This window comes from Alkalimonas sp. NCh-2, assembly GCF_039631345.1.
GTDB classification, from domain to species: Bacteria; Pseudomonadota; Gammaproteobacteria; order Enterobacterales; family Alteromonadaceae; genus Alkalimonas; species Alkalimonas mucilaginosa.
Window position 1 is genome coordinate 1 of the sequence record NZ_JBDIUV010000002.1, and the last position, 26070, is coordinate 26070.

The window sequence follows — 26070 nt, forward strand, 5'->3', positions numbered from 1 at the left end:
ATGAAGAAACCGGGCTGCATTACAACTACTTTAGGGATTATGATCCGGAGACTGGGCGGTATCTACAAAGTGACCCGATTGGGTTGGCTGGTGGGATTAATACTTATGGGTATGTTGGGGGGAATCCGTTAACGCGAATTGATCCAACTGGTGAGGCGTGGTTTCTAATTCCGGTTTTTGTTGGCGGCGGCGGTGCAACTGCAGCAGGTTGGACAGCCGTCGGCGGCTTAGGTTTTTGGGGTACAGGTGCTGTAGTGGGGGCAGGTGCGCTTGCTATAGCCGTGATGTCGAGTGATACTCCGTTAGATTCAGAAAAAGGCTGTCCAGACGATAAAAAGCTTTCTAATGGTGAAATAGACAAGCTTAAAGATGCTGGGTTTGACCCTCATGACTTGAAGCCTAAAAAAGGTGGCTCGAAATTTGATTTATTCAAAGACAAGAATGGCAATATTATTGTCAAGCCTAAAAAAGGCAATGGCCCAGGTGATCCAACAGGCTTAAATATAAATAATCTTTAGAGTGTTCCAATGGAAAATTATGTTCGATTAATGGTTCTCAGCGAAAGTGCCTCTCCTGAACAGATTAGTAGTCAGCTCGGCATGCTTGGAGATGAAACTTGGAGAATTGGTGATAAGAGGAAAAATACAGCTATTTTAGAAAAAGAAAATGGCTGGATGCTTCATTCTAAGAGAGAAAAATCCACGGAATTAGAAGACCATATTGATAACATAAGGGAGCTTATAAGGGGGTGTGAGAGTAATTTCAAGACCCTGTCAGATGTCACTGATTGTGAGGTTCAATTATCATGTTCAGTTTATTATAAGGATGAACCGCAGTTACTTTTTGAGAAGGAGATCATTATCTGGTTGAACAGTATCGGAGCCTCTTTAGATTTAGACCTCTATTTATATAGAGGCGACAGAAATCTGGCAACAAGATGATGCTCAGGCACAATACATAAAGGCCAGCGGGTTCAGGCCTTGAATTTTGACTTCGCAGCAAAAATGGCTATGTTCATTTATCAGCGCAAAAAGTTGCAAGGTGAAGAGCATGGCCGAGATAACTGGTTGACACAATGTCACCTTGTATCAGTACGATGCAGCAGGCAACGTGGTGCAGCGCGGAGCGCAGCAGTTTGAATACAATGCCTTTGGGCGGATGGCGGAAGTCAGCACTCCTGAGCGGGAGCTAAGCTACCGCTATAACTTTAAAGGGCAGCGTGCTGAAAAAATAGAGGATGGTCAAAGCCGTTATTACCTCTACAATCAGGACAACTTGCTGGTGGCGGAAATAGCCGCCGATGGAACGGTCGCCAAAGAATACATTTACCTGGAAGGCGAGCCGTTGGCGATGCTGGTAGACGGGCAACTGTATTACTACCACAATTCGCACCTGGGCACGCCCTTACTGCTAAGTGATGCCCAGCAGCAGGTGGTATGGCAGGCCGAGTACAGTGGCTTTGGTAAAGCCGAGGTGCAGGTAGCCATTGTAGAGAATCAGCTGCGTTTTCCGGGGCAGTATTTTGATGAAGAAACCGGGCTGCATTACAACTACTTTCGTGATTATGATCCGGAGACTGGGCGGTATCTACAAAGTGACCCGATTGGGTTGGCTGGTGGGATTAATACTTATGGGTATGTTCTGGGTAATCCGCTAATTTACACCGATTTCTATGGTCTCTACCCAGGGAAAGAGATCATTGAATTTATCCCGAGTGCAATTGGTGCCGATTTTGATTTTTATCGAAATTATCGCCATATGAGAGAAGCTAACACTATTGGAGCGGATAAATATTTCCATTGTAAAGCAAACTGCCAAGCAGCAAGCCGAGGGCTTGGTGGCAGAGTTGAGTCTTATCTACTTAGTGAAATAAGAGAGCTATTAGATCAATATTTCAAAGGGGACTCACGAATGGAGTGCGATGCTGACCGTGAAGCAAATGACTATGGCCGAAAACATGGTACGAATGCCTCTCATGGGGATTGTGCGAAGATTTGCATTCCCTTTCGGCCAAATGGCTTACCTAATCATTACTGAGTGAGGTCATTATGTTTTTGATAATTGTTGTTTTGTCTGTAATGACTGTCGGAGTTCTTGTGCTTTCAAATAGTAAGTATAAAAACTCAACGGAAGGCAAGTTGTTTCTATCTATTTGTTTAATTGTTGTTTTATTTTCTGTTGTACTTTTTGTCGTTTTTTCAGATTACATAACAATTGATAAGTGCCTAGATAACGGTGGTCGATGGAACTCATCACTTCAAGAGTGTGAGTATGAGTAGCGTTGTAATGATATGACATTTATGGCCGTGTCTAGCATGGTGACTGCTATCCGGTAACCATCCTATTGTTAATGAATGCATATAGGTTATTTATGAAAATCACCGCATTTGATGAAAGAATAGGCAATTTTATAGCGTTGGATGAAATCAGTATCAGTGCCTCTGTTGAGTCACTGCAAGGGCTAATAGGGGTCATTCAAGCTGCTGTTGATAAACAATCCGAGCAGGATCATGTTCATTTGCGCGATTATTGGTCGGGCTGGGAAGATGGCGATGCTGACATTATTATTTTTATTAAATAAAATCAGACTGGCGTATTTATTGGTAAGTCAATGGTATGGCAGGCCGAGTACAGTGGCTTTGGTAAAGCCGAGGTGCAGGTAGCCATTGTAGAGAATCATCTGCGTTTTCCGGGGCAGTATTTTGATGAAGAAACCGGGCTGCATTACAACTACTTTTGAGATCCCGCTAACTCGCTTGCTTGCACTTAATACAAGGCTCTGGCACTGTACGTACTATGCAAGCACCACTTCCTACCCCACAGTTACAGTTACTGCAAGGGCAGCTGGAAACCATTCTGTTGCAAAGCAGTGGCATGGTGGCTGAACAGCAGTTGTTGCAGCGCCTGGGTCTGCAGCTGACCAATGCGCCTTCGGATCCGCAGTATGCGCTGTTTCAGCGCCATTTCGTGCTGCAGCACCTGTTGTATTGCATTCAGCAGCAATGGCTGGCCGAAGAGGTAGCCTGGCTGGATATTGGTCTGGCCAAAGCTGAACTTTTACCCTATCAGGGCCAGCAGCTATCGGCCCAGGATCAAGGCCGTGCACAGTATTATCTGGATTGGCAAAACTTTTACCGGATGGATGCGGCCACTCTGGCGCAGCAACTGGATGATTTCTGGCAACAGTTTGCCAGCAGGACGGTAGTCACGCCGCAGTTTAGTCATCAGCAAGCTTGCGAGCTACTGCAGCTTAGCTGGCCCTGCCAGTTAGCAGTGTTAAAGCGGCAATATCGTATTTTGGCATTAAAGCATCATCCGGATCGCGGTGGTGATGCTGAGCACTTTGTGCAGATCCGTTTGGCCTATCAGCAACTTAGCGCGGAATTGCGCTAATAGCCATTTTTCCACCTCTCTGTTGTACATAAAAAATTACAATCATCCATGATGCGTTTATTCTGCTTGCGCCTTGCAAATAATGGCTTTGCAGGGGTTGAAAGTGCCTTTTTATCTGGTTACACTGGCCTTGTGTAATTAATTAAATACATAATGTATCTTTAAGTTTACGGCTGGCGTCGCCTGCTCCGATCAGACGGCAACATGGTCGAGTCTGCCATACACTTAAGGGTGCTTTCCCAGGAGCTACTGAGATGACAACCCGAGTTGACGATCTGCGCATCACCGCAGAAAAACCTTTAAGTCCCCCCAATGTCTTGAAACAGGCTTTACCGCTATCCGAGCAAGGGGCTTTGTTTGTACAGCAATCGCGGCAGACCATTGCCGATATTATTCATGGCCGGGATCCCCGCTTGCTGGTGGTGACGGGGCCTTGCTCGATTCATGATCCGGTGTCTGCACTGGAGTACGCTGAGCGTTTAAAAGAGCTGCAACTGCGTTACAGCGATAGCCTCTACATTGTGATGCGGGTGTACTTTGAAAAGCCGCGTACGACGGTAGGTTGGAAAGGTTTTATCAATGATCCCCATTTGAATGATTCGTTTGATCTGGAAACCGGCCTGACCTGGGGACGTGATTTGTTGCTCAAACTGGTGGATATGGAGCTGCCAACGGCAACTGAAGCACTGGATCCTATCAGCCCGCAGTATATGTCGGATCTGATTTGTTGGGCCGCCATTGGTGCCCGCACAGTAGAGTCCCAGACGCACCGCGAAATGGCCAGTGGTTTGTCGATGCCGGTTGGCTTTAAAAATGGCACCGATGGCAACCTGAGCATTGCATTAAATGCCTTGCAATCGGCAGCCAGCCCACATCGCTTTATTGGTATGAACCAAAATGGAGAAGTAGCACTGGTAGAAACTCAGGGCAACCCGGATGGCCATATTATTCTGCGCGGCGGTAAGAAGCCCAATTACGATGCAGCCAGCATGGCTGAGGCAGTGGCGGCGCTGAATAAACTGGATTTGGCCACTGCCATAGTGGTGGATTGCAGCCACGGCAACTCCAATAAAGATCATAATCGGCAGGGCCTGGTTGCCAAAGAAGTGATTGCGCAGCGTCAGGCTGGCAATACGGCCATTATTGGCATTATGCTGGAAAGTCATCTGCATGCTGGTCGGCAGGATATTGTTGATGGTAAAGCGCCTTTGTATGGTGTTTCTGTGACTGATGCCTGCATTGATTGGGCAACCACGGCTGAGCTTTTGGCTGACTGCCATCTGCGCATGCAAACTCAGGTGGCAGCTGCATGAGTCAAACACCGGAGCAACAGGCACTAACGCCTTTGCGCCAGCAGATTGATGCCATAGATACTGAGTTGGTACAACTGCTGGCTCGGCGTGCCAAGGTTACTGCCGAGGTCGGACGGGTGAAACAGCAGTTTGGCTTACCCGTTTACATGCCCGCGCGTGAGCAGGCTTTATTGCAAGCCCGGCGGGCGCAAGCAGAGCAGCATGCTTTATCGCCAGAGTTGATCGAGGATGTACTGCGCCGGGTGATGCGCGAGTCTTACCAAACACAGGAACACAGCTTTGTCTGTTGCCGGCCAGGCGGTGGTAAAGTGGTGGTGGTCGGTGGTGCCGGAGCCCTTGGCAGCCGCTTTGTCAGTTTGTTTCAGCGTTCTGGCTATCAGGTCGAGGTGCTGGAAGCCAATGACTGGCCCAAAGCGTCACAGTTGTGCCTGGATGCTGCGCTGGTGCTAATGGCAACCCCCATTACGCTGACGTGCCAGTTGATTGCACAACTGCCTGAATTGCCGGACGATTGTGTGTTGGCGGATCTTACCAGTATAAAACAGCAACCTTTGGCGTGCATGCTGGCAAAGCATGCTGGCCCAGTACTTGGGCTGCACCCGATGTTTGGTCCTGATGTCAGCAATCTGGTAAAGCAGGTGATCGTGGTGTGTGATGGCCGTTTTGCCGGGCAAAGCGACTGGTTGCGGCAGCAACTGGTGGTGTGGGGGGCGGAACTGGTCGAACAAAGCGCCGCCGTGCACGATGAGCGGATGCAGTTGATCCAGGGCATGCGCCATTTTACCTCTTTGGTGTATGGTGTTCATCTGGCGGAAGAGCAGGCAGAGCTCAGTGAGTTACTTGCTCTTAGCTCGCCAATTTACCGGTTGGAGCTGGCCATGATCGGCCGTTTGTTTGCACAAAATGCCGAGCTATATGCTGATATTATGCTGTCGTCAGCCCAAACATCAGAATTGCTTGAGCGTTATCTGCAGCGCTTTTCGCAGGTACTAGGCCTGGTGCAAAGCGCCGATAAAGCGGCACTGATGGCGGAGTTCACAAAAGGCAAAGCCTTCTTTGGTGAACTGGCTGGTCAGTTTCTGGATGAAAGCCGGCAATTGCTGCAAAAGGCAACCGATGGAAGAAGTTAGCTGCACAAAGCTTAGATGTTTGCCAACTGATAAAAATCACGGATCACTTGCCAGGCTTGTTGCGGTGTATCGACAAAGCTGATCAGTGCCAGATCACTGGCACTGATCACCCCGGTCTCTACCAGCAGATCAAAATTGATCAGTTGTCGCCAAAAAGTTTCATCGTACAACACCACTGGCACTGCTTCGGCTTTTTTGGTTTGTAGCAGGGTCAGGGTTTCAAACAATTCATCCAGGGTGCCAAAGCCGCCCGGAAAAGCCACCAGAGCGCGGGCACGCTGTAAAAAGTGCATTTTACGAATAGCAAAGTAGTGAAACTGAAAGCAAAACTCTGGTGTAATGTAAGGGTTGGGGTGTTGCTCTTTCGGTAGCACAATGTTCAGACCAATGCTGGCACTACCTGCTTCCATTGCGCCTCGGTTAGCAGCCTCCATAATACCAGGGCCACCACCACTGATAATGGTTAACTTTTCTTCTGGCTTACGCTGACTGTGCTCTGCCACCAGGTAAGCAAAATCACGCGATGCCTGATAATAGCGGCTATTTATCAGATGTCGTTTAGCTTGTTGAACTTTCTGCTGAAGATGGTGATCTTCCGGCATTTTCTCCAGCGCGATTTCTGCCTGCTCCAATGCTGCTTTGGCTGCTTCCGGAGCCAGGAAGCGGGCACTACCGAATACAACCAAGGTGGCATCAATGCCGTGTTGCTCCAGCACCAACTGTGGTTTTAAATACTCCAATTGCAGTCGGACATGGCGTAGCTCATCCTGCAGTAAAAAGCTATGATCCGCAAATGCCAGTCGATAGGATGCATGATCCTGCAATTGGTTAATCGCATCCACCGAGTCTTGCGCACTGTTGAAATGGCGCCGGTGCAATGCATTGTGGTGGTTGTTGGACATAATTCCTCCGGAATAAGTGGTTGTTTTTTAAGCGGTCTAGTGCAGTAAAAAGTGCGACCTGCTTTGATTTAAACTAAGATTAACTGGCATTGAACTATGTCACAATGACGCAGTGTTACCGTAGAGGAATTTTAGCAGCCAGATGATGACCGATGGATTAATGGCGCTCGGCGCCCTGGGCCTTATTTTACTTGGCATGGAGTGGATGACACTCGGCCTGAAAAAAGCTGCTGGCAATAATCTGGTGACGGGCTTACAACGCTGGACCGGCAAGCCGTTGCATGGCTTGCTGATAGGTACAGGGGCCACGGTAGCGGTGCAATCATCTACCGCTGTGACTGTCACCACCATTGGCTTTGTTAACGCCAACCTGCTATCACTGCGCAATGCTGCTTATGTCATTTATGGCAGCAATGTGGGGACTTCCTTTACCGGTTGGTTTGTTGCTCTGGTTGGCTTGCAATTTAAAATTGATGCGCTGGCCCTGCCGCTGATTGGCATTGGTATTTTGCTGAAATCTTTTGTTAAGCAGCGAAGCTGGCAAGGCAGTGGCCAGGGCTTGGCCGGCTTTGGTTTGATGTTTTTGGGCATCGGCCTGTTGAAAGACAGTTTTGATGCAGCTTTTGTCAATATCGAATTTGGCTGGTTGGTAGATATTGGTTGGCTTGGACTGTTGTTGGCTGTGGTGATTGGCGCTTTGCTAACCACTGTGATGCAAGCTTCGGCGGCGGTGATTGCTTTGGTGATCACCGCCGTTGCCAGTGGGGTGGTACCCCTTAGTCTGGGGGCTGCTTTTGTCATTGGCTCTAACCTGGGCACTACCTCGACCGCTATTCTTTCTGCTCTGGCGGCAACAGCCAAGGCCAAACGGCTGGCGATGTTGCATGTGATTTTTAATGTAATAACTGCCGTGGTTGCGCTGATGTTACTGCAGCCTTTGCTGTGGTTGTTATTGTGGTTGCAGCAGTTGCTATTTGATGTGCACCATGCGGCTTTTAGTCTGGCCTTGTTTCACACCTTATTCAACGTGCTTGGGGTACTGCTGATGTGGCCGATCAGTGACCGGCTGGTGTTGTGGTTAAATGGGCGTTTTCGTCGAGAGCCGAGCGATCGGTTGCGGATGTTGGATCAGTCCAGTCTGGCGATCCCTGCATTGGCGCTTAAAACATTGACCATGGAGCAGCAGCATGTGTTGCAGCAGTTTTGTCGCCTGGCTGGCAGTATGGATCATAAACCGATGGAGCAGTCGGTATTGGATGAGTTGCGTCAGTCGCAACGCACCATTGCCCGATTCAGTAGCCAGTTAGGTCAACAACCGCTGCAATCTGCTGAGTCCGATTTGTTGAATGCTTTAGCGAAAAGCCAGCTGAGGGTAGAGCTTTTGCTGCAAATGCTGCCGCAACTGGAGCATCGCTTTGAACATGATCGCGCCGGGATCCGGCTGGAAGCCGAATTCTGGCGTCAGTTAGCTGCGCTGGATTTACCGGCCGGAACAGGCCAGATTTCAGCCTTGTATCGCGAGATTAGCCGTTGGCGTACTGCGGAGAAACAGCAACTGGTGGCCCCTGCGCAATTAAGTGCAGCCTTGCACAGTGGTCATGGGGGGGAGTGGTTGTTACGATTGGCTGAGCTGCGTCGTTTTGATCATCACCTGACCAAGGCCATGCTGGGGGTTGCCCAGATCCAGCAATACTATGAGCGGCAGCAAGAGGCCGTGAGCACAGCGACAGAAATAGGAGAGCTCGATGCCAGTTAATGCGCAACTTACCTTTATCGGAGGGGCTGGCCAAGTCACCGGCTCCTGTTATTTACTGGAATTAAACGATAAAAAGATACTGCTTGATTGCGGTATGGTGCAGGGGGGCGATCAGATACGCGAGTGGCACAAATTCCGTTTTCAGTTCCGACCCAAAGATATTGATGCGGTGATTTTGTCGCATGCTCATATTGACCACAGTGGCTTATTGCCTTTGCTGGTCGCCAAAGGTTTTCATGGCAAAATTTACTGTACCAAAGGTACCGCTGAGTTACTGCCTGTGTTGTTAAAAGATTCAGTACATTTGTATTTAAAAGATCTGGAATGGAAGAATAAACGAGCAGCCAGGGCAGGAAAAAAAGAGATACAGCCGGTGATGCAGTTAAGCGATGCTGAACGGGTAGTGGCTTTATGCGAACCTCAGCCCTACAACAAGCGGTTGGTACCAATGCCCGGCATGGAGCTGGAGTTTAACGATGCAGGCCATATTCTGGGCTCGGCCATTGTCCAGCTCTGGTTGAAGGGCCGGCAAGGCATGCGGCATCTGGTGTTTTCCGGTGATTTGGGAAATCCTGCTACGGTGTTGATGCACGATCCGGCGCAGATTGAGCATGCGGATGTGGTGCTGATGGAAAGTACCTATGGCGATCGCAATCATCAGGATGTGGAGCACACCGTCGCGGAGTTTGCTGCGGCACTGGATGCCGCCTACGAGGCCGGCGGTAATGTTTATATTCCGGCTTTTGCACTGGGCCGCTCGCAAGAAATCTTGTACTACCTGGGGGTGTTGTATCATCAGGGTAAATTGAAACAAAAAGTTGTGTTTTTGGACAGTCCGATGGCCATTAGCATCACTGAAATTTACGACCGCTTTTTCCACAGTATGGATCCTGACGATACCCGGGTTTTAAAACAGCAGAACGTGCGCGATCTGGCGTCGTTTTTACCGATCCTGAAGCTATCGGAAACAGTGGAAGACTCGATGGCCATTAACCGCTTTAAACAAGGGGCTATCATCATTGCTGGCAGTGGGATGTGCAATGGCGGTCGTATTGTGCATCATTTCAAACACAATCTGTGGAAGAACTCGAACCATCTGATTTTTGTTGGCTTTCAGGCGCAAGGCACTTTAGGACGCCGGCTGGTGGATGGTGAGCAGCGTATTAAGCTGTTTGGCCAAGATATTGTGGTTAAAGCCAAAGTCCACACCATAGGGGGCTTTTCTGCCCATGCTGGCCAAAGTGAGTTGTTGCAGTGGGCTGAGGCCATTGGTGGTCAGCCAAAATTCTGGTTGGTACACGGTGAGAGTAAAGCGCAACAGGCCTTGCAGCAGGAAATGATCCAGCGCGGGCTCCAGGTTGAGATAGCCTCACAGGGCCAGCAAATAAGTCTTTAACCGGTTCGACCGGTTCACTTATTTAAACGATGAAATTTTTATGACGCTATTGCCAAAGTCGTTTGAACTGGTTACTATGTGCACACTTCGAAAGGCAAGACATCCGAAAGGGTGATCACGCAAAGCTTCAGGTCTAAAGGAAACATCGTTTCCCATGATAGCTGGGCTGCCATTAAGCGTCGTCCTGACCTTAATGTGAACTGCAAACAGCAGTAGTCATATCGACCTTTCGCAAGCACAAGCTAATCACCATTCAAAGATGAATGGATTCTGACTAATTACTGTTTTTGGAGCCAGAAAATGAAATTGAAATTTGTAGCTTTAGCGTCTGTTCTTGCAGCCACTGGTGTGTTCAGCTCACAGGCTCAGGCCGATCAACAACTTGCCCTGTCTATTTGCTCCTACGTTGCAGCAGATAGCCGTAACGATTTACGCAAAACCCTTAGCGATCACCGTCTGCGCTTGCGCAACGTTTATGATGGTATCGTATGTGATGGCTTGCCGCTGGTGCGTCATGCTATTCGTCACAATGCCAACGACACTGCGGACTTTATTATCCGTCAGTTACCAGGCAGCCAGGTTGCTAATTCTGGTGATATTGAGTGGGCAGAAAGCAACGGCTTTTCTGGCTCGCCAGTGATTGAATCCATTCGTGCCCGTGCTAACAGCTAAGTAGCCCCCCTGTTTTATAGAAGGCGCCCGAGTGGCGCCTTCTTTTTGTGTGCTAAGCCGGTACTTCAGTTGGCTGTATATCTTCACTTGGGTAGCAGCCAAGTACTTTAATAAATTTAGTGATGCGGTTTAGCTCTTCCAGTGCCCGGGTCATGGCGTAGTCGCCTGCATTGGCCAGTACATCGACATAAAACATTTCTTCCCATGGATTGCCCGGAATTGGCCGTGACTCTAACTTAGCCATGCTGATGCCGTGGCGTTTTAACACCGTTAAGGCGTCTACCAAAGCACCGGGTTGTTGGCCGGTAAACATAATAAAGGTGGTTTTGGCGGGTATAGCCTTGGCCACACTGATGGCTTTACGGGCGACCACGATAAAGCGACTGACATTGTCTTTTTGATTGGCCAGATCCCGGGCCAGTACCTCCAGGCCATAGATTTTACCACCAGCTTCACCACCAATCGCTACGATGGTCGGGTCCTGTTTTTGCTGCACCCGCTGAAAGGCATCGGAGGAGCTGTCGCAATACTCTACCTTGATGTTGGTCAGGCCTAACAAAAACTGGCTGCACTGAGCAATCACCTGAGGGTGAGCACAGATTTGCCGGATTTGGTTGAGGGCTGCGCCGGGCAGGCCCAGTACACAGTGATCTATCGGGTGGGTCAGCTCACCAACAATGGATAAACGGGTGTGTTGCAGCAGATCATAAACCTCATTAATGCTGCCGGAAGAGGTATTTTCTATCGGTAGTACGGCATAATCGGCATGGCCGGTTTCAACCGCTTTGATGATCTCATTAAAGCTGTCGCAGCCAATATCGATAATCTGCTCAGCACGGCGGGTAAAGTATTTTTGTGTTGCCCAGTAGCTGTATGAACCCTGACCTCCCAGATAAGCAACCTTGACGGATGGTCCTTGCATACCCCGCAGCTCCCCCTGCAGTTTGGCTTGTTGTTGCAGTACAGAGTCTTCAATAATCACATGAAATAAACGGGTGACGTAATGTGCATCCAGCTCCATTGTTTTGCCACTCTCGATCAGTCGCAGCAGTAACTCTTCCTCACGCTGTTGATCACGAATGGGTTTGTTCTGGCTGATTTTTGCCTCAGCAACCGCAAGAGCCAGTTTGCGTCGTTTGGCCAGCAGTTGCAGCAACTCCTGATCAGTCTGTTGGATTTGTTGTCGTACTTCGGTAAGTTCCATCACGGATCATCCTCGTTGCATTAGTGTGTCGGTGTTTGGTGGCAAAAAAAAACCTCCCATGGTGGGAGGTTTTAGGTGTTCAGCACGCGCGCAACACTACCTCCCGGATTGGGTGGTAAAGAAGCTAAAAAAGAAAGTGTTGAATGTGCGTCGTTTCATCTGGTTTTTTTATCAGTCTGGATGGCTAAAGTCAACTAATAAATAGCTGTCGGTTGTATCTTTGTTTGATATTCTTTTGTGATCCTGTGGCCAACTAATGGCTTATGCTAGAATCGCAGGCACAAGGTTGTTGGTTGTGCTGCAAACCCATTGACTGAGTGGGTGGCCATTAGCGGGTATCTATCCAGCCATAATTAGCAATCCATTGGGTAACATTCAGGAGTTATGCATGAAGGTTATGAAGAAAGTGTGGGATCCTGCGGTGCGCTTTTTCCATTGGAGCCAAGTAGCACTGTTGGCCGGGCTTTGGTATACCGGCACCGAGGGATTGATGGAGTGGCACCAATTGCTGGCATATACCCTGGCCGCAGTATTGTTGGCGCGAATTTGTTGGGGATTTTATGGCAGCCAAAGTGCCCGTTTCAGCCAGTTTGCGGCCAATCCGCTCAAAGCCATCCGTTATTTACGGCAGCCAGAACCTGTCATGGGGCACAACCCGGCTTCGTCGTACATGATTTTCGCTTTGCTGCTATTGGTGTTGTTACAGTTTGTCTCGGGCCTGATGACGACCGATCACATTTTTACCGATGGCCCTCTGGTGCGTTATGTCTCAAGCGACATGGTGTCTTTGGCCACCCGATGGCACAAGCTTGGGATTGATATTTTACTGATAGCAGTGCTGGTGCATATCGTTGCTGCTATCTGGCATAGCTGGCGTCATCATAACGTCATTATGGGGATGCTGCATGGCAAGTTGAGTGCTCCCGACGAGCTGAAGGTGCCGGCACCGAAAACGGGGTGGAGCTTCTTTGGGTTGGTTTTGCTTTTTTGCCTGGCATTTTATTGGTGGCAAGGGGCGGACTTGATCCGGATCTTGTCGTACTAATCAAAGGGGCAGAGGTCAAAGGGGCCATAGGCCCCTGCTGGTCAAGCCAGGCTTAATCGGCCCGATAGTTGTCGTGGCAAGCTTTGCAGTTGTTGGCAAACTCACGGAAGGCTCCTTGAATAGCCCGACGCTCACCACCTTGTGCAGCTTCATGCAGCGCTGCAGCATCGGCAGCAAACTTCTCTCCGCGCTGATTAAAGTCATCCAGGTTTTGCCACAAGGCGGCTTTAACCTTGCCGCTGGCATGATCGGCTCCCGGGATAGTAAAAGCTTCCCAGGGCAGTTGCGTTAACGTAGCCAGCGCTTCAGCTCTACGCTGCACCCGCTCGACATCGTAAGGCACATTGCCTCGAAACATCTCATTGATATCGACTAAATTAAATCGAATCATCTGGAAAGCTGCCTGACGGTAAGTCACAGCATCTTCGCCATTCTCAAAGGCATTGGCCAAAGCTGGTTGGCTCAGCATTACGCCAGAACAGAGTAAGGCAATTGAAAGCAGGTTTTTTTTCATGGTGACTCCTGTTGTCTTGTCCTGTTGGCATACTAAAGGACTTGCCGCTAAAAGTGTAGTATCTTATGGTATGCTCAAAGCGTAACCAGTGTTTAGGCCATTAGTGATAACAACCACAGGCACTTCGTAGTGAAAGAACTGCACTTCCAAAAACCCACCGGGCTACGCTCATTGAGTATGAAACTGGCACTGCTGGTCTTTCTGTGTACCTTAGGTGCCGGGGGGCTGGTACTTTGGGGCGTGCTTTATTTGCAGCGGGCTGTAGTGTTGGAGCAAGAGCAGGCTAGCTTATCGCTGCTGGCGCATCGTACTGCAGAACATATCGAGCAGCTCATTCGCCAAAAAGAAAAGAAAGCGCTGGTTGCCAATCAGCTCTTTAGCCGGTCATTAATGGCTGCACATACGCCTGCTGCCGCAGCGCCTGCGCCACAGGATGATGGCGCCATCCGGGTCAGGGACCCGTACTCGGATTCCGGCGCTTTTTTATCCCGACAGCAGGTCGGTACTTCTGCAGAGCATTGGTTTGTCGCTACGGCGGGTAGTTGGGAAGCCATTGCGACCATGATGCGGCAAGATTTCTTTAATTTTTATTTTATTAGCTACGATCATTTTATTCGGATCTCACCCGCCGATTGGGCACTGGAGATTGATGCGGAACACAATTTCCATCAGGATGTTTTTTTTAAGCTGGCCACCCCCGAGCACAACCCTGCCAGGATCCCGCGTTGGACACCGGTTTATTTTGATGCCATTTGGCAGCGGTGGATGACCAGCCTGATTGTCCCAGTTTATATTGATGATGTGTTTGTTGGGGTTACCGGGGCCGACTATGTGCTGGATGATCTCTTTGACGATTTAGCCTTGGTGGCATTGCTGGCCAGGCAGCACAAATTGTTGGTGTTTGAACGCTCTGGTAATTTACTGCTGGCTCCGGGCCATCAACCGGATCAGGACGCTCGCATGAATACTTTGCTGCAAGACATGGCATTGTCCGATCCTGATTTACTTGCATTTAAGCAGCAGTTTTTGGCAGAACCAGAGCGCAAGCAGTTTGCCAGTGCCAGTACGGAGCGGTATTTGTTGCATGCAGCTTCCGTTGAACGATTGGACTGGTTTATAACGGTATATCGTGAAAAAGATGATGTCTTTCAGGTGCTTCAGAGCATTCACTCCAAAGTCATGGTACTTTTTGTATTCATTGCATTGCTTGTCGCAGTGTTGTTGCAGTTTTTTATTTATCGTTTGGTGCTGACCCGGCTAAATCGGCTGTCTGAAGCTGTACAACGGCTGGGGCGCGGAGGCTACCATACATTAAAACTGGATCAGAGCCGCGATGAAATAGGGGTACTTAATCGGGCCGTAGAGGCGATGTCCGATGAAATCAGTGAATTGTTGGCTGGTTTAAATACCCGCATTGCTGAAAAGGAACAAGCCGAACGTTCCACTAAAAAGTTGACGAAAGCAGTCGCATTCTCCAGCTCTGGTATTGTGCTGACCAATGCGCAATTGCAGATTGAATACTTAAACCCTTTTCTTGAAGACTTACTGTTGCTGCAACCTGCGGAGGCGGAAGGGAAGCTGATCACTGATTTTATCGCCTCAGAGATGGAGTTTGCCCGGGAGGATATTCAGCAAACGATATTATCACGCCATCACTGGCGTGGTGACATCTTGTTAGCGCATCAGGCCCAGCATTATTGGATGTCGATGGCAATAGCGCCAATCCGGGACGAGAAAGGCAGTGTCACTAATTACGTCTGTGCTCTGCAGGATATTTCCTTTATCAAAGAAAGCCAGCAAAAGATGGAACAGCTGGCTTACTATGATGTGCTAACGGGGCTGGCGAACCGGGGGTATTTCCGAGAACAACTGCGTAAGGCTTTGGCGATGTCGCAGCGTGGTCACTATGCCTTTGCTTTGTTGTACTTCGATTTGGATGAGTTTAAGTTAATCAATGATACGCTTGGTCACGATGCCGGTGATGAGTTGTTACAGCAAGTGGCGAAGCGCTTGATCGGCCGCTTACGGGAAGAAGACACCATTGCCCGCTTGGGTGGAGATGAGTTTGCGGTGATCTTAAGTGGCATTGAAAACCGCGAACAGGCCGCACTGATAGCAGAAAACTTACAACACTCCTTTAGTGCGCCAGTGAAGCTGGGCTCGCGTGAGGTAGCTATCAGTGCCAGTATTGGCATTACTATGGCTCCTGAGGATGCGATGGAAGAAGAGCTGTTGCTTAAACACGCTGATTTGGCCATGTATGAAGCCAAAGCACGCGGGAAAAATACGTTTCACTTCTTTAGCCAGGATCTAAAGGATGCGGCCAAAGATCGATTGGAGCTGGAAAATCAGCTGCGTGAAGCCATACGCGATCATCAGTTTCTGTTGCACTACCAACCAAAAATTGATTTACAAACCAATAGTGTGGTGGGGTACGAGGCATTGCTCCGTTGGCGGCTGCCAGACCAGACGTTAGTACCGCCCGGTCGCTTTATCCCGGTCGCTGAGAGCACTGGTATGATTGTCAGTATTGGCGAATGGGTATTGTGGGAAGGATGCCGCTTTCTGGCCAGGCAGCTTAGCCGGGGCCTGGATGTAGACCTATCCATTAATTTGTCTGCCCGTCAGTTTCGCGATAATACGTTAACGGAAACGATAGCACGTATACTGCAGCGAACCGGGGTGGAGCCGCGCCGGATTATTTTCGAAATTACCGAAAGCATGCTGATGGGGGATACCGATGCGGCTATTCATCAGTTAAATCAGTTGAAAAGCCTGGGGGTCTCTTTATCTATCGACGATTTTGGTACAGGCTATTCCTCGCTGAGTTATTTAAAACGCTTTCCGGTGGATGAGCTTAAAATTGATCGCTCTTTCGTACAGGATATCCCCGGTGATCGCAATGATATGGATATTGTTTCTGCCATTATTGCCATGGCACAGCAAATGAATTTGCGGGTGGTCGCCGAAGGGGTTGAAACTGCCGAACAGCTGACGTTTTTAAAGCAACATAACTGCACTTTGGTACAAGGTTATTATTTCAGTATACCTTTGGCTGAACAAGAACTTAGCCTGCTTGACTTCACAATAAATTGATCCAACATCAGGAACATAACAATGACGAGACAACTCCCCTGGGTTGGTATGGTGGCCGTTGCATTGGCGACGCCTGTCCTCTATGCCGCACAAACAACCCCGCAATTGGGTATTCGGGATAAAACCCCCAACCTGATTGCTTTGACCAATGCTTCTGTTGTGACAGAGCCTGGCCGTACCCTGAGCAATGCTACCATCCTGATCCGGAATGGGGTGATAGAGTCCGTGCGCTCCGGTGGTGCTGTACCCGCCGGATACCAACAGCAGGACTTAACCGGCCATTATGTCTATGCCGGCTTTATCGACCCTTTTACCCAGTATGGGGTAGAACAGGCGAAAGCTTCGGGTGGTTTTCGCTTTGGCGAGCCACCTCAGTATGAGAATGAGCGGCAAGGTGGCAATGCCAGCAATGCTGCTATCCATGCTGAGCGTCGCTGGGCTGATGAGTTCCGTCCTAATAGTGAGCAAGCAAAACCACTGATCGAGCAGGGCTTTACCACCGTTCAGGCAGCTCGGCACGATGGTATCTTCCGCGGTACGGCGGTGGTAGCCTCCCTGGCTGAAGGCTTGCCTAACGAAGTGATCTTGCAGGCCCGGGGCCAGCAGTTTATGTCTTTTAGTAAAGGCAGTTCTACGCAGAGTTATCCCTCATCACTGATGGGCAGCATGGCGCTGATTCGGCAAACTCTGTCTGATGCCAACTGGTACCAAAGTGCTTATGGCAAAACGGATCTGCGTTTTCATAGCCAGCCGATTGAATACAATGCTGCTCTGGCGGCCCTGGCAGCTTTGCCACAGCAAGGAGTGCTGTTTGAAGCCAGTGATGAGCAGTCTTTGCTCCGGGCTCATGGTTTATTCGCTGAGTTTGAGTTAGGCCAGGTGGTGTTACTGGGTTCTGGCCATGAGTACAGTCGTTTGCCTCAGGTCAAAGCCAGTAACCGGCCCCTGGTGTTGCCACTTAGCTTCCCGGCAGCACCGGATGTACACTATGTCGATGCTCAGTTGGACGTGAATCTGGCCGATTTACGTCATTGGGAGCGGGCACCAGCAAACCCGGCTGCGGTCGCACAAGCTGGCATTCGCTTTGCTCTAACCAGCCATGGTCTGCCAAAAACCGCCGATTTCTGGCCAAATTTACGCCGGGCGATGCAGTACGGCTTAACGGAGCAGCAAGCATTGGCGGCTTTAACCACAGTACCAGCTGATTTATTGGGTCTTGGCAGTCAGCTTGGTAAGGTGCAACCTGGTTATCAGGCGGACTTAGTGGTGAGCCGGGGCAATGTGTTCGATGATGGGACCATCGTCGCGACCTGGCTGCGAGGCCAGCCGGTGCACCATCTGGCACCAGGACCGGATTTCTCTGGTACCTACCAGCTTCAACTTGCTGGCCAGCCAGTTGAGTTAACGTTAACTGGTCGCTCCGGGGCTTACCAGGGGGAGCTAAGCCTGGCGGAGAACAAAGTAAAGCTGGAACATCTGCAGCAGCAAGGCGCCCAGTTGCAGTTCAGCGTTGCTTTAAACGATCTGTTGCAACGCAGCGAAGTGATGCAGTTCAGTGGTGCTCTATCCGACAATCAGTTAACGGGGCATTGGCTTGAGGGCAATGGTACGCGCAGTGCCGTGCTCGCCAATCGGCAGCCGCTTGCGGAAAAGGAAGCCAAAGAGGTGCTGGCGGCAGCTCCACTGGTGTCACAACTTACCTATCCAAATCGTGCTTTTGGCTTGGCAGAGCTGCCAGCCCGGCAAAACCTGCATATTCGTAATGCCACTGTCTGGACGGCTACCGATGCCGGTGTGTTAACTGAAACCGATGTGATTATCCGGGATGGTCGTATTCAGCGTATTGGCCAGGGTTTGTCGACGCCCAGAGGGTACAGTGTGATTGATGCGACAGGCATGCATTTAACACCAGGTATTATTGATGAACATTCCCATATTGCCACAGCGCAGGGGGTTAACGAAGGTTCGCATGCTAATACCGCGGAGGTACGTTTAGGCGATGTGGTGAACCCCGATGACATCAATATTTACCGTGGCTTAGCCGGTGGTGTGACTGCGGTGCAGCTGTTGCACGGTAGTGCCAACCCCATTGGCGGTCAGGCACAAATTCTAAGCTTACGTTGGGGTCAGGATGCCGAAGGCATGAAGTTTTCAGGCGCACCTCCCAGTATTAAATTTGCACTGGGTGAGAATGTTAAACAATCAAACTGGGGAGCGCAATTTAGTAGCCGCTACCCTCAAACCCGGGTTGGGGTGGAAACCTTTATCCGCGATCAATTCCAGGCCGCCAAAGAGTATCAGGCAAAATGGCAGGCTTATGAGCGCCTATCGCGGCGTGACAGGGCTCAGGTAGCACCACCTCGACGCGATTATCAGTTGGATACGCTGGTACAAATACTCAATGGTGAGCGCCACATTCATACCCACTCTTACGTCGCCTCTGAAATTTTGATGCTGATGGAACTGGCTGAAGACATGGGTTTCCGTATTCAGACCTTCACGCATATTCTGGAGGGCTACAAGGTTGCCAGTGAAATGAAAGCGCATGGGGCTTCTGTGTCATCCTTTGCCGATTGGTGGGGCTTTAAAATGGAAGTGAACGACGCCATTCCAACCAATACCTGTTTGATGCATGAGCAAGGCCTGAATGTCAGTGTGAATTCAGATGATCCGGGCTTGTTGCGCCGTCTGAACCAAGAGGCTGCCAAGTCCGTGATGTACTGCGGCATGGATGAACACGAAGCCCTGAAAATGGTCACCATCAATCCGGCGATGCAGTTAAAAATTGCCGATCAGGTCGGTTCTATTGAAGCCGGTAAGCGGGCAGACTTTGTGCTGTGGGATGGTCATCCACTGTCTGTTTATAGCCAGGTGCAACAAACCTGGATTGAAGGAGCTCGTTACTTTGATCGCGCCAGTGATCTGGCCCTTCGTGAACAGCTGGAGCAGGAGCGCCTGCAACTGATCCAAAAAGTACTGACCGCTGGTGAGTCCGCGCGTCAGGGCAGCCGTCAGGGATATAAAGATGAGGATCCTATCTGGCATTGCGATGATCATGAAGACTGGTTGCAAATCCGCTTTGGGCATCAGCGTTACCATCAGCATGGTCACTCCCACGGCCACCACCAGCAAGCAGGAGCACACTAATGAAGCTGCAGACAATTTTCTCTAAACTTTGTGGTTGCTTGCTGGCAATGTCATTAGCATTGCCGGTACTGGCGGTTAACCCGGTTCCTGGTACATCACAGCAACAGCCGATCCTATTGCAAAACGCGCTGGTGCATACGGTCATTGATGCTGAGCCGAAGGTGCAGGATGTGTTACTGGTCGATGGCAAGATCGCCGCTATTGGTTTGCAATTGCAGGTGCCAGCCAATGCCAAATTGCACGATTTGACTGGGAAACATCTGTATCCAGGGCTTATTGCGCTGATCAACCAGTTGGGTTTGATTGAAGTGGAAGCTGTGCGTGCGACCAGAGATGATCGGGAAACCAGCAATACCAATCCGGATCTTCGGGTAGAAGTGGCTTTTAATGCCGACTCTGTGGTGATCCCGACCATTCGCAGCAATGGCTTCAGTCATAGCCTGATTTATCCCTCCGGTGCCATGATTACCGGTCGCTCTGCTTTGATGCAGTTGGATGGCTGGAACTGGCAGGATGCCTTGGTGCAATCCGATGTTGGTTTGCACATCAACTGGCCTTCGATGAGTATTCGTACCGGTTGGCGTGCCAGCCAAAGTCCGGATAAGCAGCGGGAACAACAGCAACAACAGTTGCAGCAGTTGCACCGTTACTTTGAACAGGCTCAGGCTTATTTCATAGCGGAGCAGGCTGGTTTGAATCATGGCCTGGACTCACGCTGGCACCGGATGTTGCCATTTTTCACCGGCGAGCTGCCGCTGTTTGTGCATGCCGATGATCCACGGCAAATTCGGCAGGCCATGTTGCTGGCTAATCAGTATCAGGCACGGCTGGTCATTGTGGGAGGTCGGGACAGCTGGCGCATGGCGGATGAATTGGCGGCCGCCAAGGTCGATGTAATTTACACCGCTCCTTTTGGTTTGCCAACCCGGGGTGATGAAGCTTATGATCAAGCTTTTGCAGCACCTGGAATTCTGCGTGATGCCGGAGTGCGGCTTGCACTTTCCCTGGATGGTTTCTGGGACACCCGCAATCTGGTGTTTGCCAGCGGCCATGTCACCCGCTATGGCCTGAGCCAGGCTGATGCACTAAAAGCATTAACGCTGGATGCCGCTCGTATCGCCGGAGTGGCTGACCGTCTGGGTTCTATCGAGGTGGGTAAGAGTGCCAGCCTGGTTGTGTCCAACGGTGATATCTTTGATTATCTGGGACACAGCGTTGAGCAGATGTGGATAGACGGCCGCCAGGTCGATCTGGATAACCGCCACAAGCAACTGCATCAGCGTTATCAGCAACGATACCGTAATTAACACTCGGGCAGGGTGTCGAGCGACACCCTGCCCGAAGACTTAGCCGCCGGCCCAAAGGGTGCTATAGCCCAGCTTTTTCAAAGCCTCTTCTACACGTTCACGCTGGTCATTTTGTAACTCAATGGTGCCATCTTTGACGGTGCCGCCACAGGCGCAGGATTGTTTGAGTGCTTTGCAAATAACAGTCAATTCATCGTGCGATTTAGCTATCCCCCGAACCACAATCACTGCTTTACCGCCACGCTTTTTGGTTTGTCGTTGCAAGCGCACTTTGCCATCGGCATAGGCCTCTCCGCCTGCTTTAGCTGGTTTCGGTTGCGTCAGGTTACCTCCATCTGTGCTGTAAATCAGGTTCTCAGAAGTTGACGTGACCGGGGCAGACCTCGGCGTATCACTCTGTTGTTGCTGTTGCCAATCGGCCAGGGAGAGGGTTTTACGATTCATGATGATTCCTGTGGCGGTCAGTGCTGCAAATCCAGTTGGCATTTTGCCATTTTTTGCCTAGAATGGCTGTGTCTTTTTTAGAAATCTGGATGTCTAAAATGTTTGGTGGAAGTGGAGTGGTGGCGCAGTATTTACTGCAGAGTGGTCTGGCTGAAACTTTTGAGATCCATGAACTGGAAATTCAGCGGGAAATTTTGTGGTTGGAACACTACCTGGATGAGTCTGCATTACCCGAGGCTTGCTGGCAGTATCTAATACCGGAACTTGGCGAGGGAGGAGCCTGCTCTTTATTCGGTCAGTTAGCTGATGAACCTTATGATTTATCATTGATCCTGAATGGGCGTTCTGCCCAGAACGAGCAGCGCTTGTCCCAATTGCAGTTATTTTGTCAGGCCTTTGAAGCGCGTACCGGTATGGAATGGTTTGGCATTTATCAGGCAAGAAAGAACCCTGAAGGACAACCCGTTCTGGTTAAGCTCGCATACTATGGGGCACCATCCCGGCCTGAGTTCCCATTAACGGCCGAGTTTGCCCGGATGAGTAACAACAGCACGGTCGGAATAACGGGGCTTGGGCGGGTGATTAATGACATTCCCGAGTATCTGGCGCGTGGGGGGGATTATTACACCTGCGATCCGAAAGTGCAGGCGGAAGCCTGTTTGCCTCTGTTTGACCATTCAGGCAGAATAGTTGGCATTATCGATGCCGAAGCATTTCAAAAAAACGTCTTTAACCCTGCTGTGCTGGCTTTGTTGGTTGCTGTCTGTCTGATGGTACCAGCTTATTTGCCTGCAGCAGATCAACCATGCAGTGATTAAAACAGGTGAGCGCTATGTTTTCTCAGTTACAGCCGGTGGCAACAGATCCAATTCTTGGCCTGATGGCTGCGTATCAGCAGGATCCAAATCCAAATAAAATTGATTTGGGGGTTGGGGTGTACAAAGATGAGCAAGGCCATACGGCTGTGCTCAAGTGTGTCAAAAAAGCCGAAGCCTTGCGCCTGGCCAAAGAAGACAGCAAAACCTACATTGGTATGGCTGGCGATCTGAACTTTAACCAGCACATCGAAAAACTGGCATTTGGCAATGATCATCCCGCCTTGCTGGCAGGGCGTCTGACTACAGCCCACACTCCGGGTGGGACTGGTGCCTTGCGGGTAGCTGCAGAATTTATTAAGCGTGCTAACCCCACCGCTACCATTTGGGTGACCACACCGACCTGGGCCAATCATATTTCGTTGTTTCAGGCTGCAGGCCTGCAGGTGAAAGAATACAGCTATTACGATTACAGCAGCAAAGAGCTCCTGGAAGAGCAGATGTTTGCTGAGTTGGCGCATGTGCAACCTGGTGATGTGGTGCTGGTGCATGCCTGTTGCCATAATCCAAGTGGTTTGGATCTAACCTTTGCACAGTGGCAGCGGTTTACTGCCCTTGCTACAGAGCGCGGTTTTACCCCGCTGGTGGACATGGCCTATCAGGGCTTTGGCGTTGGTCTGGATGAAGATGCTGCTGGCCTGCGCCATCTGGCCGCTGCAGTGCCAGAGCTGATTTTGTGCAGCTCGTGCTCGAAAAACTTTGGGTTGTATCGTGAGCGCATTGGTGCCTGCACTGTGTTAACCGAGCACAGCAAAGCCGCCGAAACGGCCCGCTCTGTGCTGCTGAGTGTGGTGCGGAGTATTTACTCCATGCCACCGGCGCATGGGGCCATTATTGTTGGTGCTATCTTAGACAGCTCAGAGCTGACCGGTTTATGGCATCAGGAATTGGCGGAGATGCGCAATCGTATTAATGATTACCGTCAGTTGATTGTGGATAAATTTAAAGCCGAAGGCATTGCACAGGATTTCGGTTTTATTACCCGCCAGCATGGTATGTTTAGCTTCCTGGGTATTAATAAAGCACAAATCGACCGCTTGCGGGATGAGTTCAGCATCTACATGGTGGGTTCCAGTCGAGTCAGTATTGCCGGCCTGAACCACAGCAATATTGATTACTTTGCCAAGTCAGTTGCGACCGTTCTTAAGTAAGTTGTAGCGGTTCGCAAAAAGCCGCAGTTACTCCTTTTTTGGTAGTGCTGCGGCTTTTGTCTTTCCAGCAAATGATCATACACTTAGGCTAGAGAGTGTTACAGGGACCTTACTAATGACAGCTATTACCCAATTGATGAGCCGCAACCCGGTCAGTGTCGAGCCGGACGATACTCTGGAAGTGGTGAAAGAAATCTTTGATCAGGTCAAGTTTCATCACTTATTGGTGGTGGAAAAGCAACAGTTACTAGGGGTGATCTCTGATCGGGATTTGTTTAAAGCCTTAAGCCCGAATCTGGGCACTGCCGCTGAGACGACGAAGGATCTGGCCACCCTGAAGAAGCGGGTGCATCAGGTGATGCATCGCCAGCCTGTGAGTCTGTCGGTTGGTGCCGAGGTGATGGATGCAGTGCGGCTGTTCAACAGCGAGCGGGTCTCTTGCATTCCGGTGGTCGATAGCTTTAACCGGCCGCTGGGTATTGTCAGCTGGCGTGATATTATGAAAGCGTTGGAAAAAAAACAGCCACGCCCGGAGTAGAGCGTGGCTATTGTGCCGGTATGGCTTAGATTTTCTTGTACTTGATGCGGTGCGGCTCCAGTGCCTGCGCACCCAGCGTTTCCTTCATCCAGGCTTCGTAATCCGAGTAGTTGCCTTCAAAGAAATTAACCTGACCTTCATCGCGGTAATCCAGAATATGGGTGGCGATACGGTCCAGGAACCAGCGATCGTGCGAGATCACCATGGCGCAGCCCGGGAAGTCAAGCAAGGCGTTTTCCAAAGCCCGTAGCGTTTCCACGTCCAGATCGTTGGTGGGCTCATCCAGCAGCAGCATGTTGCCGCCAGCGCGCAGCAGCTTGGCCAGATGCACCCGGTTGCGCTCACCACCGGATAAGTCGCCGATAAATTTTTGCTGATCGTTGCCTTTAAAGTTAAAGCGACCGACATAAGCCCGGCTTTGCAGCTGGAAATTGCCGATCTGTAAAATGTCCTGGCCATCGGAGATTTCCTGCCAAACGGTGTTTTTGGCGTTCATGCTGTCACGGAACTGCTCAACCGACGCTACCTGCACGGTATCGCCGAGCTCGATGCTGCCGGAGTCCGGTTGCTCGGAGCCGGTGATCATCTTAAACAGGGTGGATTTACCAGCCCCGTTCGGGCCGATAATGCCGACAATGGCGCCTTTCGGGATGCTGAAACTTAAATCTTCAATTAGCAGCTTGTCGCCAAAACTCTTACGCAGGTGGCTGACTTCCAATACCTTATCTCCCAGGCGAGGGCCTGGTGGAATAAACAGCTCGTTGGTTTCATTGCGCTTTTGGAAGTCGGTATTTTGCAACTCTTCAAAGCGGGCCATCCGCGCCTTACTCTTGGCATGGCGGCCTTTCGGGTTGGTGCGTACCCATTCCAGTTCCTGCTTGATGGAGCGCTGGCGGGCTTGCTCGCTGCGTTCTTCCTGAGCCAGGCGGGCTTCTTTTTGCTCCAGCCAGGAAGAATAGTTGCCTTCCCATGGAATGCCGTAACCACGGTCCAGCTCCAAAATCCAGCCCGCCACATTGTCGAGGAAATAACGGTCGTGGGTAATAGCTACCACAGTGCCGGGGTAATCGTGCAGGAAGCGCTCCAGCCAGGCAACGGACTCGGCATCCAGGTGGTTGGTTGGCTCGTCGAGTAGCAGCATATCCGGGCGCTCTAACAGCAGGCGACAAATAGCTACCCGGCGTCGCTCACCACCGGACAAATGCTCAATCTTGGCGTCCCAGGCGGGCAAACGCAGCGCATCGGCTGCCCGCTCCAGCGTATTATCAAGGTTATGACCGTCTTTGGCCTGAATTAAAGCTTCCAGCTCGCCTTGCTCTTTGGCCAGCGCATCAAAATCGGCATTTTCATCGGCATAAGCGGCATAGACTTCATCCAGCCGGCTGAAGGCCTGTTTTACATCCGCGACCGCTTCTTCAACAATTTCCCGCACGGTCTTACTGGTATCCAACTGAGGTTCCTGCGGCAAGTAGCCAATTTTAGTGCCGGTCAGTGGCCGGGCTTCGCCTTCAAAGTCCTGATCTACCCCAGCCATAATCCGTAGCAGGGTGGATTTACCGGCGCCATTTAAACCCAGTACGCCTATCTTGGCGCCAGGGAAAAACGACAACGAAATATCTTTTAAAATGGTTTTTTTCGGCGGGACTACTTTCGAGACCCGATGCATGGTGTAAATGTACTGTGCCATAGCGTCCACATCATTGGTTGCAATTGCAGGGATTGTACGTGATTTCATACACGCAGTGAAGCCGAAGGCGCGCCAATAATACTGGCACTTTGCCCCTGCTTTCTGTTCTAATAGACGGTATTGCAGCCAACTTTGTGAAGTCTTATGTCTGAAGCTCAACACGATCCGAAATATCAACAGTTTGTCGAAGCCGCGAAAACCAATGGCGTGGTCTATGCTCTGGCAGAAGGCGAAGATTTGCTGGTGGTAGAGTCGGTTGAATACGAAGAAACCGATGTGATCCCATTCTGGTCCTCTGAAGCCGATGCCAAAGCGCATTGCAGCGATGAATGGGCCAGTTATCAGCCTGAGGCTATTCCGCTGGATGTATTCTGTGATGGCTGGTTGAAAGAAATGTACGACGACGGCCTGTTGATTGGCACCAATTGGGACAGTGAGCTGAGCGGCCCTGAGGTAGAGCCAACTGTTTTGCTGGCTGCGCTTCGTCTGGTACAATAAGT

24 protein-coding genes and 1 riboswitch are annotated in these 26070 nt (G+C 50.4%); of the genes, 19 read left to right on the forward strand and 5 right to left on the reverse strand.

The features are described from left to right. From ABC502_RS05290 to tyrA, 8 genes are all read left to right on the forward strand, one after another. The coding region (locus ABC502_RS05290; protein WP_345915141.1) for an RHS repeat-associated core domain-containing protein at positions 1–518 on the forward strand (518 nt) is incomplete at its 5' end. Positions 519–527: 9 nt separating this feature from the next. Continuing rightward, the gene (locus tag ABC502_RS05295; protein WP_345915142.1) at positions 528–941 is read left to right on the forward strand and encodes a DUF4279 domain-containing protein; all 414 of its coding nucleotides are present in this window, start codon (positions 528–530) and stop codon (positions 939–941) included. A gap of 217 nt (positions 942–1158) precedes the next feature. Then, positions 1159–2037 carry an RHS repeat-associated core domain-containing protein gene (locus tag ABC502_RS05300; RefSeq protein ID WP_345915143.1) on the forward strand — a complete coding sequence of 293 codons (879 nt, stop codon included), beginning with the start codon at positions 1159–1161 and terminating at the stop codon, positions 2035–2037. Between the two features lie 334 nt (positions 2038–2371). Continuing rightward, positions 2372–2581: a hypothetical protein gene (locus ABC502_RS05305; RefSeq protein WP_345915144.1), complete on the forward strand. Its 210-nt coding sequence runs from the start codon at positions 2372–2374 to the stop codon at positions 2579–2581. A 30-nt stretch (positions 2582–2611) separates the two neighbouring features. Then, the gene (locus ABC502_RS05310) at positions 2612–2740 is read left to right on the forward strand and encodes a hypothetical protein (protein ID WP_345915145.1); all 129 of its coding nucleotides are present in this window, start codon (positions 2612–2614) and stop codon (positions 2738–2740) included. Between the two features lie 56 nt (positions 2741–2796). Further along, the gene (locus tag ABC502_RS05315) at positions 2797–3393 is read left to right on the forward strand and encodes a DNA-J related domain-containing protein (RefSeq protein ID WP_345915146.1); all 597 of its coding nucleotides are present in this window, start codon (positions 2797–2799) and stop codon (positions 3391–3393) included. Between the two features lie 254 nt (positions 3394–3647). Next, on the forward strand, positions 3648–4706 hold the full coding sequence (locus tag ABC502_RS05320) for a 3-deoxy-7-phosphoheptulonate synthase (protein ID WP_345915147.1): 1059 nt from the start codon (positions 3648–3650) through the stop codon (positions 4704–4706). Then, positions 4703–5836: a bifunctional chorismate mutase/prephenate dehydrogenase gene (gene tyrA / locus ABC502_RS05325; protein WP_345915148.1), complete on the forward strand. Its 1134-nt coding sequence runs from the start codon at positions 4703–4705 to the stop codon at positions 5834–5836. Before ABC502_RS05320 ends, tyrA begins: the two co-directional genes overlap by 4 nt. 11 nt (positions 5837–5847) lie before the next feature. Here tyrA and ABC502_RS05330 read toward each other — a convergent pair whose 3' ends face one another. Then, positions 5848–6738, reverse strand: a complete 891-nt coding sequence (locus ABC502_RS05330) for a TIGR00730 family Rossman fold protein (RefSeq protein ID WP_345915149.1) — start codon at positions 6736–6738, stop codon at positions 5848–5850. 142 nt (positions 6739–6880) lie between these two features. On the opposite strand from ABC502_RS05330, the gene ABC502_RS05335 reads away from it, so the two are divergent. The 3 genes from ABC502_RS05335 to ABC502_RS05345 all read left to right on the forward strand — a co-directional run bounded on the left by ABC502_RS05335 (position 6881) and on the right by ABC502_RS05345 (position 10562). After that, complete coding sequence (locus ABC502_RS05335) at positions 6881–8494, forward strand: Na/Pi symporter (RefSeq protein ID WP_345915150.1); 1614 nt, start codon at positions 6881–6883, stop codon at positions 8492–8494. Beyond that, on the forward strand, positions 8484–9890 hold the full coding sequence (locus ABC502_RS05340; protein ID WP_330086019.1) for an MBL fold metallo-hydrolase: 1407 nt from the start codon (positions 8484–8486) through the stop codon (positions 9888–9890). Before ABC502_RS05335 ends, ABC502_RS05340 begins: the two co-directional genes overlap by 11 nt. Before the next feature lie 83 nt (positions 9891–9973). Then, a riboswitch (cyclic di-GMP riboswitch) is annotated at positions 9974–10064 on the forward strand. Positions 10065–10190: 126 nt separating this feature from the next. Further along, complete coding sequence (locus tag ABC502_RS05345) at positions 10191–10562, forward strand: DUF3718 domain-containing protein (protein ID WP_330086020.1); 372 nt, start codon at positions 10191–10193, stop codon at positions 10560–10562. 52 nt (positions 10563–10614) lie between these two features. Here the strand turns inward: ABC502_RS05345 and ABC502_RS05350 are convergent, their stop codons facing one another. Then, positions 10615–11766 (reverse strand): chorismate mutase, encoded by a 1152-nt coding sequence (locus ABC502_RS05350; RefSeq protein ID WP_330086395.1) that lies wholly within the window; start codon positions 11764–11766, stop codon positions 10615–10617. 388 nt (positions 11767–12154) lie between these two features. On the opposite strand from ABC502_RS05350, the gene ABC502_RS05355 reads away from it, so the two are divergent. Beyond that, positions 12155–12811, forward strand: a complete 657-nt coding sequence (locus ABC502_RS05355) for a cytochrome b/b6 domain-containing protein (protein ID WP_330086021.1) — start codon at positions 12155–12157, stop codon at positions 12809–12811. Positions 12812–12863: 52 nt separating this feature from the next. Here ABC502_RS05355 and ABC502_RS05360 read toward each other — a convergent pair whose 3' ends face one another. Next, a complete protein-coding gene (locus tag ABC502_RS05360; RefSeq protein ID WP_330086022.1) occupies positions 12864–13325 on the reverse strand; it encodes a cytochrome c in 462 nt (153 codons plus the stop codon). Positions 13326–13454: 129 nt separating this feature from the next. On the opposite strand from ABC502_RS05360, the gene ABC502_RS05365 reads away from it, so the two are divergent. From ABC502_RS05365 to ABC502_RS05375, 3 genes are read left to right on the forward strand one after another with little or no spacing between them, the layout of a single operon-like run. Continuing rightward, on the forward strand, positions 13455–16421 hold the full coding sequence (locus tag ABC502_RS05365; protein WP_345915151.1) for an EAL domain-containing protein: 2967 nt from the start codon (positions 13455–13457) through the stop codon (positions 16419–16421). A 21-nt stretch (positions 16422–16442) separates the two neighbouring features. Continuing rightward, on the forward strand, positions 16443–19568 hold the full coding sequence (locus ABC502_RS05370) for an amidohydrolase family protein (protein ID WP_345915152.1): 3126 nt from the start codon (positions 16443–16445) through the stop codon (positions 19566–19568). Further along, entirely contained in the window at positions 19568–20875 is a 1308-nt protein-coding gene (locus ABC502_RS05375; protein WP_330086025.1) for an amidohydrolase family protein, read from the forward strand. Before ABC502_RS05370 ends, ABC502_RS05375 begins: the two co-directional genes overlap by 1 nt. A 39-nt stretch (positions 20876–20914) precedes the next feature. Here the strand turns inward: ABC502_RS05375 and ABC502_RS05380 are convergent, their stop codons facing one another. Continuing rightward, the gene (locus ABC502_RS05380) at positions 20915–21319 is read right to left on the reverse strand and encodes a translation initiation factor (protein ID WP_330086026.1); all 405 of its coding nucleotides are present in this window, start codon (positions 21317–21319) and stop codon (positions 20915–20917) included. Positions 21320–21408: 89 nt separating this feature from the next. Here ABC502_RS05380 and ABC502_RS05385 point away from each other — a divergent pair, with 89 nt between their 5' ends. The 3 genes from ABC502_RS05385 to ABC502_RS05395 all read left to right on the forward strand — a co-directional run bounded on the left by ABC502_RS05385 (position 21409) and on the right by ABC502_RS05395 (position 23883). Beyond that, positions 21409–22137, forward strand: a complete 729-nt coding sequence (locus ABC502_RS05385; RefSeq protein ID WP_345915153.1) for a histidine kinase — start codon at positions 21409–21411, stop codon at positions 22135–22137. 14 nt (positions 22138–22151) lie between these two features. Continuing rightward, positions 22152–23345, forward strand: coding sequence for an amino acid aminotransferase (locus tag ABC502_RS05390; RefSeq protein WP_345915154.1), 1194 nt, complete (start codon positions 22152–22154; stop codon positions 23343–23345). A 115-nt stretch (positions 23346–23460) separates the two neighbouring features. Continuing rightward, positions 23461–23883, forward strand: a complete 423-nt coding sequence (locus ABC502_RS05395) for a CBS domain-containing protein (RefSeq protein WP_330086029.1) — start codon at positions 23461–23463, stop codon at positions 23881–23883. 25 nt (positions 23884–23908) lie between these two features. Here the strand turns inward: ABC502_RS05395 and ettA are convergent, their stop codons facing one another. Further along, positions 23909–25570, reverse strand: a complete 1662-nt coding sequence (ettA, locus tag ABC502_RS05400) for an energy-dependent translational throttle protein EttA (protein ID WP_330086030.1) — start codon at positions 25568–25570, stop codon at positions 23909–23911. A 144-nt stretch (positions 25571–25714) separates the two neighbouring features. On the opposite strand from ettA, the gene ABC502_RS05405 reads away from it, so the two are divergent. Continuing rightward, positions 25715–26068, forward strand: coding sequence for a DUF2750 domain-containing protein (locus ABC502_RS05405; protein WP_330086031.1), 354 nt, complete (start codon positions 25715–25717; stop codon positions 26066–26068). Positions 26069–26070: the final 2 nt, after the last annotated feature.

What these genes read in the sequence shown, in the direction of transcription:
- ABC502_RS05295 (WP_345915142.1), top strand. Translation starts at nt 528, where the DNA reads ATGGAAAATTATGTTCGATTAATGGTTCTCAGCGAAAGTGCCTCTCCT.
- ABC502_RS05300 (WP_345915143.1), top strand. Translation starts at nt 1,159, where the DNA reads ATGGCGGAAGTCAGCACTCCTGAGCGGGAGCTAAGCTACCGCTATAAC.
- ABC502_RS05305 (WP_345915144.1), top strand. Translation starts at nt 2,372, where the DNA reads ATGAAAATCACCGCATTTGATGAAAGAATAGGCAATTTTATAGCGTTG.
- ABC502_RS05310 (WP_345915145.1), top strand. Translation starts at nt 2,612, where the DNA reads ATGGTATGGCAGGCCGAGTACAGTGGCTTTGGTAAAGCCGAGGTGCAG.
- ABC502_RS05315 (WP_345915146.1), top strand. Translation starts at nt 2,797, where the DNA reads ATGCAAGCACCACTTCCTACCCCACAGTTACAGTTACTGCAAGGGCAG.
- ABC502_RS05320 (WP_345915147.1), top strand. Translation starts at nt 3,648, where the DNA reads ATGACAACCCGAGTTGACGATCTGCGCATCACCGCAGAAAAACCTTTA.
- tyrA (WP_345915148.1), top strand. Translation starts at nt 4,703, where the DNA reads ATGAGTCAAACACCGGAGCAACAGGCACTAACGCCTTTGCGCCAGCAG.
- ABC502_RS05330 (WP_345915149.1), bottom strand. Translation starts at nt 6,738, where the DNA reads ATGTCCAACAACCACCACAATGCATTGCACCGGCGCCATTTCAACAGT.
- ABC502_RS05335 (WP_345915150.1), top strand. Translation starts at nt 6,881, where the DNA reads ATGATGACCGATGGATTAATGGCGCTCGGCGCCCTGGGCCTTATTTTA.
- ABC502_RS05340 (WP_330086019.1), top strand. Translation starts at nt 8,484, where the DNA reads ATGCCAGTTAATGCGCAACTTACCTTTATCGGAGGGGCTGGCCAAGTC.
- ABC502_RS05345 (WP_330086020.1), top strand. Translation starts at nt 10,191, where the DNA reads ATGAAATTGAAATTTGTAGCTTTAGCGTCTGTTCTTGCAGCCACTGGT.
- ABC502_RS05350 (WP_330086395.1), bottom strand. Translation starts at nt 11,766, where the DNA reads ATGGAACTTACCGAAGTACGACAACAAATCCAACAGACTGATCAGGAG.
- ABC502_RS05355 (WP_330086021.1), top strand. Translation starts at nt 12,155, where the DNA reads ATGAAGGTTATGAAGAAAGTGTGGGATCCTGCGGTGCGCTTTTTCCAT.
- ABC502_RS05360 (WP_330086022.1), bottom strand. Translation starts at nt 13,325, where the DNA reads ATGAAAAAAAACCTGCTTTCAATTGCCTTACTCTGTTCTGGCGTAATG.
- ABC502_RS05370 (WP_345915152.1), top strand. Translation starts at nt 16,443, where the DNA reads ATGACGAGACAACTCCCCTGGGTTGGTATGGTGGCCGTTGCATTGGCG.
- ABC502_RS05375 (WP_330086025.1), top strand. Translation starts at nt 19,568, where the DNA reads ATGAAGCTGCAGACAATTTTCTCTAAACTTTGTGGTTGCTTGCTGGCA.
- ABC502_RS05380 (WP_330086026.1), bottom strand. Translation starts at nt 21,319, where the DNA reads ATGAATCGTAAAACCCTCTCCCTGGCCGATTGGCAACAGCAACAACAG.
- ABC502_RS05385 (WP_345915153.1), top strand. Translation starts at nt 21,409, where the DNA reads ATGTCTAAAATGTTTGGTGGAAGTGGAGTGGTGGCGCAGTATTTACTG.
- ABC502_RS05390 (WP_345915154.1), top strand. Translation starts at nt 22,152, where the DNA reads ATGTTTTCTCAGTTACAGCCGGTGGCAACAGATCCAATTCTTGGCCTG.
- ABC502_RS05395 (WP_330086029.1), top strand. Translation starts at nt 23,461, where the DNA reads ATGACAGCTATTACCCAATTGATGAGCCGCAACCCGGTCAGTGTCGAG.
- ettA (WP_330086030.1), bottom strand. Translation starts at nt 25,570, where the DNA reads ATGGCACAGTACATTTACACCATGCATCGGGTCTCGAAAGTAGTCCCG.
- ABC502_RS05405 (WP_330086031.1), top strand. Translation starts at nt 25,715, where the DNA reads ATGTCTGAAGCTCAACACGATCCGAAATATCAACAGTTTGTCGAAGCC.